Here is a 6,746-nt window from a genome sequence, read left to right on the forward strand (position 1 = left end):
GGCGAGAAGATCATCGCCCTGGCCGTCACCGAGCCCGGCGGCGGCTCCGATGTAGCCAACCTGCAGACCCGCGCCACCCGCGACGGCGAGTTTTACCGCGTCAGCGGCAGCAAAACCTTCATCACCAGCGGCGTGCGCGCCGACTTCTACACGGTCGCCGTCCGCACCGGCGGGCCGGGTTTTGCCGGTATCAGCCTGCTGCTGATCGAAAAAAACACCCCCGGTTTCAGCGTTGGCCAGCCGCTGAAGAAGATGGGCTGGTGGGCGTCGGACACGGCGGAATTATTCTTCGACGATTGCCGCGTGCCCGTAGGCCATTTGATCGGCGCCGAGAACATGGGCTTTGCCTGCATCATGGGCAATTTCCAGAGCGAGCGCCTGGCCTTGGCCCTGATGGCCAATATGACTGCGCAGTTGGCCCTGGAAGAAAGCCTGAAATGGGCGGCCCAGCGCGAGGCGTTCGGCAAACCCATCGGCAAATTCCAGGTCCTCAAGCATCGCCTGGCGGAAATGGCCACCGCCGTCGAAGTCTCGCGGGAATTCACCTACCGCCAGGCGGCGAAAATGGCCGCCGGCAAGAGTGTGATCAAGGAGATTTCGATGGCCAAGAACCTGGCCACCGACACGGCCGACCGTGTTACCTACGACGCTGTGCAGATACTCGGCGGCCAGGGCTATATGCGCGGCAACCTGGTGGAACGGCTGTACCGTGACAACCGCATCCTGTCCATCGGTGGCGGCACCCGCGAAGTGATGAATGAAATCATCAGCAAGCAGATGGGGCTTTGATCGGCGGTGGTTTTCAGCGCCTGATCGGGGGCAAGCCCCCTCCCAGCATTTGAGCAGGCAACTGTTACCGTTCGGTCAGAGAAAACTGGGTCAGGCAGAACGTCGCAATTCCCATATCTTCCAGGCGTTGCGAGCCACCGAGTTCCGGCAGGTCGATAATCGCCGCGGCTTCGAAGATCTTCGCACCCATGCGCCGCGCCAGGTTGGCCGCTGCGATCAGGGTGCCGCCGGTGGCGATCAGGTCATCGAACATCAGTACCGAGTCGCCTTCGCACAGGCTGTCGGCGTGCACTTCCAGGAAAGCTTCGCCGTATTCGGTCTGGTAACCCTCGGCCAGTACGTCGGCGGGCAGCTTGCCTTGCTTGCGGAACAGGATCAGCGGCTTGTTCAGTTGATAGGCGATGATCGAACCGATCAAAAAGCCCCGCGCATCCATCGCGCCGATATGCGTGAAGTCCGCTTCGACATAACGTTGGGCAAAGCTATCGGCCACCAGGCGCAGGGCCCTGGGCGATTGGAACAGCGGCGTGATGTCACGGAAGATCACCCCAGGCTTGGGGAAGTCGATGACAGGGCGGATCAGGGATTTGATGTCGAACGAATCGAAGGTCATCGTCGAAGAGTCCTGGAGCGGAAAACGGACTCGAAGTATACCTGCGGCCTCGCCGATTGGCGCGGCCGCAAGCCTTTGGATCAACCTTCCAGCGAACCACCGGCCAGCGCACACAGCTGGATCGGGTCGAGGATATGCACTTCCTTGCCTTCGGCGGCGAGCAATGCGTTCTGCTGGAAGCGGGTAAACACGCGGGACACGGTTTCCACCGCGAGGCCCAGGTAATTGCCGATTTCGTTGCGCGACATGCTCAGGCGGAACTGGTTGGCCGAGAAACCGCGGGCACGGAAGCGTGCCGACAGGTTGACCAGGAAGGTGGCGATGCGTTCGTCGGCGGTTTTTTTCGACAACAACAGCATCATTTGCTGGTCGTCACGAATCTCGCGGCTCATCACGCGCATCAACTGACGACGCAGCTGCGGCAGTTGCAGGGCCAGTTCGTCGAGGCGCTCGAAGGGGATTTCGCACACCGAGGTGGTCTCCAGGGCCTGGGCGGAGACCGGGTGCATCTCGGTGTCCATGCCCGACAACCCCACCAGTTCGCTCGGCAGGTGGAAACCAGTGATCTGCTCTTCGCCGCCGTCGCTCAGGCTGAACGTTTTCAAAGCACCCGAGCGCACTGCGTAGACGGAATCGAACTTGTCGCCCTGGCGAAACAGAAACTCGCCTTTCTTCAGTGGGCGCCCGCGTTTAACGATGTCGTCCAGCGCATCCATGTCTTCCAGATTCAGTGAAAGTGGCAGGCAGAGGGGGGCCAGGCTGCAATCCTTGCAATGGGCCTGGCTATGAGCGCGCAGTTTGACTGGCTCGGACATTTCTTAAATCCTTGTGGGAAAACACACATAAGACGTAAGGGTAACGCACTGGAGGTCGATGAGGCCAGCTTGTACAAAAAACCGGCAACGGTATAAAGGTTTTTGTATCGACGCCGATACAAGGGCATGCCTACACGTCGGAGCTTGGATCATGTCTGTCATCGCTGCCTACAATCCTGCCATCCGCGTTCCTACAGCGCCGGACACCAAGTCAGCCGCCGGAACTGCGGTAAAGGCCCCGGCCGCCGAAACCAAAGTGGTGGAAGGCGTGACCGTAACGATCTCCGGCGCGGCCTTCACGGCGGTGGCGGTGGCCAGCAAGGCCAACGCGGATATTGATGACAGCGGCCTCGACGACAGCGTCAAACAGGTGCTCAAAATGATCCGCAAGCTCAAGCAACAGATCGCCGAGAAAATGGCGGAGCTCCAGGCGGTCGCGAACAACAATAGCCTGACCCCGGAACAGATCCGGGTGAAGACCAACAACATCCAGGGTGCCATCAGCGCTTTGCAGGCGGGGTTGATGACCGCCCAGGGCTCCCTGCTCAAAGCGATGAAAAGCCTGAGCGCCGATGGCGCACTCAAGGCCGCCTCGCTGGCGATTTAACTAGATCACCCGTGAAAACCGTTGCCGGTTCTGGTGCTCCAGGTAGGCATCGAACACCATGCACACCGACCGCACCAGCAGCCGCCCGGCCGGCAGCACCTGGATGCCCTGCGCCCCCATTGCGATCAAACCGTCCTCAGCCATGGCCTCAAGTTGCGGCCAAACCTCGTCGAAGTAACCGCGAAAATCAATATTGAACGCCTGTTCGACCTGCTCGAATGCCAGGCTGAAATTGCAGATCAACTGCTGAATCACTTCGCGTCGCAACCGATCGTCGGTGGTGCAGCGCAAGCCACGGCTGGTCGCCAGTTGCGCGCCGGCCAGGGTGTTCTGGTAGCCATTGAGGTCGCTGGTGTTCTGGCAATACAGGTCGCCGATCTGGCTGATGGCCGACACGCCGAGCCCGATCAGGTCGCAATGCCCGTGGGTGGTATAGCCCTGGAAGTTGCGCTGCAGGGTGCCTTCTTCCTGGGCGATGGCCAGTTCGTCGTCCGGTAGGGCGAAGTGGTCCATGCCGATGTAGCGATAGCCGGCCTGGGTCAGTTGTTCGATGGTGGTTTGCAGCATCAGCAGCTTGGCGGCGGGGGACGGCAGCTCATCGGTGTCGATCCGCCGCTGCGGCATGAAACGCTCCGGCAGGTGGGCGTAGTTGAACACCGACAGGCGATCCGGTTGCAGCTGGATCACTTCCTCCACAGTGCGCGCGAAGTTGATCGGGTTTTGCTTGGGCAGGCCGTAGATCAGGTCGATATTGATCGAGCGAAACTGCAGGGTGCGCGCGGCATCGATCACGGCGCGGGTTTCTTCCAGGCTTTGCAGGCGGTTGACGGCGCGCTGCACGTCCGGGTCGAGGTCTTGCAGGCCGATGCTCACGCGGTTGAAGCCCAATTCGCGCAGCAGGCCCATGGTCGCCCAGTCGGCCTCGCGCGGGTCGATCTCGATGCCGTAGTCGCCGGAATCATCCTCGAGCAAATTGAAGTGCTGGCGCAGGCAGCCCATGACTTGGCGCAACTCGTCATGGCTGAGGAACGTCGGTGTGCCGCCGCCAAAATGCAGTTGTTCCACCGGCTGTTTCGGGTCGAGGTGGCAGGCCACCAATTGGATTTCCTGCTCCAGGCGCTGCAGGTAGGCCTGGGCACGGCCGCGGTCCTTGGTGATGACCTTGTTGCAGGCGCAGTAGTAGCAAATGTTCGCGCAGAACGGCACATGCACATACAGCGACAACGGCCGCACGGCCTTGCGGCTGTCGCGCAGGGCGTGGAGCAGGTCGAACGTGCCGACCTGGCTGTCGAATTGTACGGCGGTGGGGTAGGACGTGTAGCGCGGCCCCGCCAAGTCGTAGCGGTGAATCAGATCTGTGTCCCAACGAATGGCGTCGAGCATGCGGGCGGTCCCCGGGATTGGCTGGTGGGCCGAGTCTAGGGGCGTGGCCGTTAGGCCATGTTGATTTGCATCAACGGGGAGCGGCGCTATGCCACATAGCCTTTCAATGGCCCATCAGCCAGTGCTGGTGCGGACCGGGCAAGGTCCAGAGGCCAAACACGATCACCAGCAGCCCGCCGGCCATGCGCACGCTGCGTTTGCGTAAAAGCGCAGTCACCCGCTCAGCCGCCAGGCCGGTCGCCAGCAACACCGGCCAGGTGCCCAGGCCGAATGCGAGCATCAGCAATGCACTGTCCAGCGCATTGCCCTGGCTCGCCGCCCACAGCAGGGTGCTGTAGACCAACCCGCACGGCAACCAGCCCCACAGCGCGCCCAGCAGCAACGCGCGCCGCAGGCTGGACACCGGCAACAAGCGGTTGGCGACCGGCTGTATGTAGCGCCACAGGCCGCGCCCGAGGCTTTCGATACGGGTCAGGCCGCTCCACCAGCCAGCCAGGTACAGGCCCATGCTGATCAACAGCAGCCCGGCGACTACGCGCAGCAACATCGCCGCCGGGCTGTTGGCCAGCGCCCAGCCGGCCAGGCCGATCAATAGCCCCGCAGCGGCATAGCTGAGGATGCGCCCCAGGTTGTACGCCAGCAGCAGGCGAAACCTGCGGATGCGTTGCTCCTTGGGAATCGCCAGGGTCAGCGCGCCCATCAGCCCGCCGCACATGCCCAGGCAATGGCCGCCGCCCAGCAGGCCGAGGATCAGCGCGGAGACCAGCAGCGGCGCCAGTTCAAGCATGGGGCGGGTCTTTGGGCGGTTGTTCCGGCCCGTTGGCTTCGTCGATGGCGGCCAGGTGGTTCGGGTCCTGGTCGTCGAACAGCACGCTGTGGGCCGGGCCGTCGAGGTCGTCGTACTGGCCGCTGTCCACCGCCCAGAAGAAGATATAGATCGCGACCCCCACTAACAGCAGCGCCGCCGGAATCATCACGTATAGAGCTGGCATCTGCACTCCATGCCCGCGCGGCTCAAGCCGGCAGCGGGCGGTTTACTAAGGTGGCACGAGTGACCGGCGCGCTCGGCACGCGAGTCAGGCGCAGGGCATTGAGCACCACGGTCAACGAACTGAGGGACATGCCGATTGCCGCCCAGATCGGAGTGATCCAGCCCACGGCAGCAAACGGCAGCATAAGGCCATTGTACAGCCCGGCCCACAGCAGGTTTTCAATGATCACCCGGCGCGTGCGACGTGCGAGGGTAAAGGCTTGCACCAGCGCGTCGAGGCGGTTGGACAGCAGCACTGCGTCGGCGCTGGTCTTGGCCAGGTCGGTGGCCGAGCCCATCGCCACGCTGATATCGGCAGCGGCGAGCACCGGCACGTCGTTGACGCCATCGCCAAGCATTAGCACCTTGCGGCCTTCCTTGTGCAATCGTTGCAGCACCCGCAGCTTGTCGTCGGGGCGCAGGCCGCCGTGGGCTTCGTCGATGCCCAGTTCGGCGGCCACGCTGGCGACCATCGGCGAGCTGTCCCCCGACAGCAGCAATGTGCGCCAACCGCGCGCCTTGCACGCGGCCAGCAGGGCCGGCGCATCGCTGCGCAGGCGGTCATCCAGCACAAACCAGGCGAGCGCGCCGCCACGGTCGCCGAGCAGCAGCCATTGGCCAGCTTCGTCCGGCGCGGCGGGAATCGTGCAACCACTGAGTTCACAGACAAAACCTGGCTGGCCAATGCGCAGCTGACGCTCACCCACCCGGCCTTCGAGACCCAGGCCGGGGGTACTGAGCACTTCGTCGGCGGCCAGTGGCGCACGCCCAAAGGCGCGGGCGATCGGGTGTTCAGAACGCTGTTCCAGCGCGGCGGCGAGGGCCAGGCACAGGTCGCTGCTGAGCGTGCCCAAAGGCCGGATCGCCCGCAGTGCCAGGCGGCCTTCGGTGAGGGTGCCGGTCTTGTCGAAAATCACTGTGTCGATCTGGTTCAGGCCTTCCAGCACATGGCCGCGGGTCAGCAGCAGCCCGAGGGTGTGCAAGCTGCCAGTGGCGGCAGTCAAGGCCGTCGGCGTGGCCAGCGACAACGCGCACGGGCAAGTCGCGACCAGCATCGCCAGCACGATCCAGAACGCCCGCGCAGGGTCCAGCTCCCACCACATCAGGCCGATCACCGCCGCCGCCACCAGCGAGCACAGCAGGAACCACTGCGCGGCGCGGTCGGCGATCTGCGCCAGGCGCGGTTTCTCGGCCTGGGCCCGCTCCAGCAGGCGCACGATGGCGGACAGCCGCGTGTCATGGCCGAGGGCGCGCACTTCGACGCTCAAGGCGCCTTCGACATTCAGCGTGCCAGCGGTGACGGCGTCACCGGCCTGCCTGGGCTGCGGCAGGTACTCGCCGGTGAGCAGCGATTCGTCGATGCTCGATTGGCCGTCGAGAATCACCCCATCCGCCGGCAGCACGGCGCCCGGATGCACCAGCACGCGGTCGCCCACCGCCAGTTCGCGCAGCAGAATGCGCTCGCTCTGGCCGTCACTGTTCAGGCGCAGGCACGAGGCGGGCAGCAGG

Annotated in this window: 8 protein-coding genes; 2 read left to right on the forward strand and 6 right to left on the reverse strand. The window is 63.8% G+C overall.

Annotated elements, in window-relative coordinates:
- The coding region (locus WBR57_RS03650) for an acyl-CoA dehydrogenase family protein (protein WP_424082202.1) at positions 1-789 on the forward strand (789 nt) is incomplete at its 5' end.
- Between the two features lie 64 nt (positions 790-853).
- On the opposite strand, the gene WBR57_RS03655 is transcribed toward WBR57_RS03650, so the two are convergent.
- Both WBR57_RS03655 and fnr read right to left on the reverse strand, forming a co-directional pair.
- The gene (locus WBR57_RS03655; RefSeq protein ID WP_424082204.1) at positions 854-1,402 is read right to left on the reverse strand and encodes an adenine phosphoribosyltransferase; all 549 of its coding nucleotides are present in this window, start codon (positions 1,400-1,402) and stop codon (positions 854-856) included.
- Between the two features lie 80 nt (positions 1,403-1,482).
- Positions 1,483-2,217 (reverse strand): fumarate/nitrate reduction transcriptional regulator Fnr, encoded by a 735-nt coding sequence (fnr, locus tag WBR57_RS03660; RefSeq protein ID WP_424082206.1) that lies wholly within the window; start codon positions 2,215-2,217, stop codon positions 1,483-1,485.
- A 151-nt stretch (positions 2,218-2,368) separates the two neighbouring features.
- Here fnr and WBR57_RS03665 point away from each other — a divergent pair, with 151 nt between their 5' ends.
- Positions 2,369-2,824: a hypothetical protein gene (locus tag WBR57_RS03665; protein ID WP_424082208.1), complete on the forward strand. Its 456-nt coding sequence runs from the start codon at positions 2,369-2,371 to the stop codon at positions 2,822-2,824.
- Here WBR57_RS03665 and hemN read toward each other — a convergent pair whose 3' ends face one another.
- The 4 genes from hemN to WBR57_RS03685 all read right to left on the reverse strand — a co-directional run.
- Entirely contained in the window at positions 2,825-4,207 is a 1,383-nt protein-coding gene (gene hemN, locus WBR57_RS03670; RefSeq protein ID WP_424082210.1) for an oxygen-independent coproporphyrinogen III oxidase, read from the reverse strand.
- 103 nt (positions 4,208-4,310) lie between these two features.
- Positions 4,311-4,994 (reverse strand): sulfite exporter TauE/SafE family protein, encoded by a 684-nt coding sequence (locus tag WBR57_RS03675; RefSeq protein ID WP_424082212.1) that lies wholly within the window; start codon positions 4,992-4,994, stop codon positions 4,311-4,313.
- Entirely contained in the window at positions 4,987-5,199 is a 213-nt protein-coding gene (ccoS, locus tag WBR57_RS03680) for a cbb3-type cytochrome oxidase assembly protein CcoS (protein WP_110622612.1), read from the reverse strand. The genes WBR57_RS03675 and ccoS overlap by 8 nt, the downstream gene beginning before the upstream one ends.
- Positions 5,200-5,221: 22 nt before the next feature.
- The coding region (locus tag WBR57_RS03685) for a heavy metal translocating P-type ATPase (protein WP_424082214.1) at positions 5,222-6,746 on the reverse strand (1,525 nt) is incomplete at its 5' end.

It is taken from the genome of Pseudomonas sp., assembly GCF_049590575.1.
Taxonomy (GTDB): Bacteria; Pseudomonadota; Gammaproteobacteria; order Pseudomonadales; family Pseudomonadaceae; genus Aquipseudomonas.